Here is a 1,409-nt window from a genome sequence, read left to right as displayed (position 1 = left end):
GTCTTTGCAAGCACGGTTGGTGCGAGCTATGCACTCGCTTCCTTGAACACTAGTGGCGATACTTCTATCGGTGGATCAGTGACCACTGCCGGAGTACAGGGTTATGGTGGCACAGTAACTGTAGGGGCTATTTCTAGTCTTATAACAAATAATGCAAATATTAATTTCAATAGCAATGTTGTATTAAATGCTTCTCTCACCTTGAATGTGGGAAGTGCTGACGTCAATATTTTAGGAAATGTTTCATTAGGCAATGGTGGCGGTCCAGCATCTCAGGCGTCTTATGAGGCAGCTGTCTTGGCAAGTAATCCACTGGTATTCATACCTCTGACGGATGCTGTCAACTCAACCAGCGCTACAAATTTAGGTACTTTAGGTGGCAATGGAACTTACACTATTCAGAGTTCATCTGGCGGGCCAGGCCGTACAGCTGGAATGTTCTCTGACTCAACAGCTTTGTATGCCCCGGGTTCTAGCTACTTAACTTATCCTAATGGTGCTTCATTAAATCCAGGCTCTGGATCATTCACTATGGTTGCTTGGGTGAAAAATAATTCTGGTGGCAATGGAATTATTATGAATAAAGAAAATCAATACGAAATTGCGATTCAAAATAATCGTATTGAGTGGGCACTATTTAATTCCTCTCCAGGCTGGGCTTGGATTAATGCCAATAATTATTCACCAGCCACTGGCGCATGGACACAAGTTGTCTTTACAAGTAACGGCAGCGCTGTAAACGTCTACGCAAATGGCGTGGCGATACAATCTAACTATGCTGTGAGCGGATCAATAGCTAGTGGCTTAGGTATGGGCTTGATGGTTGGTCAAAGGGGTAACGGCGGCCAAGCATTTGACGGTGGGATCGCAAACATTGCTTATTACAACTCAGCATTAAGTGCCGCTACCGTATTGAGTCAATATCAAGCAGCTTCTATTTCTGCAACGCCTACTGCAAACTTAAATGTTACCGGTGGATCATTCAATGTTGGTGGTTCTATCACTGGTATTAATGCGATGAGCATTAATACATCTGGCTCTTCTAGTACATTAGGCGGTGCTATTACTGGCAGCAGTGGTTTCACTAAAACTGGTACTGGAACATTAACCTTAGCTGCGGCCAACACCTACACCGGTACCACTACCGTTCAAGCTGGTACCTTGAACGTCACTGGCAGCTTGTCTGATAGCACTGCCGTTACGGTTGCCTCTGGGGCTACTTATATCGTAGGTGCTAACGACACTGTGGCCTCGATTGCTGGTGCCGGTAACATCACCTTGACTGGCAACCTGACAACTGGCAGTACAACTGATACGACCTTTAGTGGCGTGATTAGTGGCGCCGGTAACCTCACTAAAGTGGGTTCAGGCACATTAACCTTGTCTGGCACCAATGCTTACACTGGTAC

At 45.6% G+C, this 1,409-nt stretch carries 1 protein-coding gene; it reads left to right on the top strand.

The annotated features are described in order from the left end of the window. Positions 1-1,409: LamG domain-containing protein (locus ICN23_RS09725; RefSeq protein ID WP_216232052.1), on the top strand; the 1,409-nt coding region annotated here is incomplete at both ends.

This window comes from Polynucleobacter sp. MWH-Jannik1A5 (assembly GCF_018881795.1).
GTDB lineage: Bacteria > Pseudomonadota > Gammaproteobacteria > Burkholderiales > Burkholderiaceae > Polynucleobacter.
Note: the sequence above shows the minus strand (reverse complement) of the source record. Positions and strands in the feature narration are given on the sequence as shown.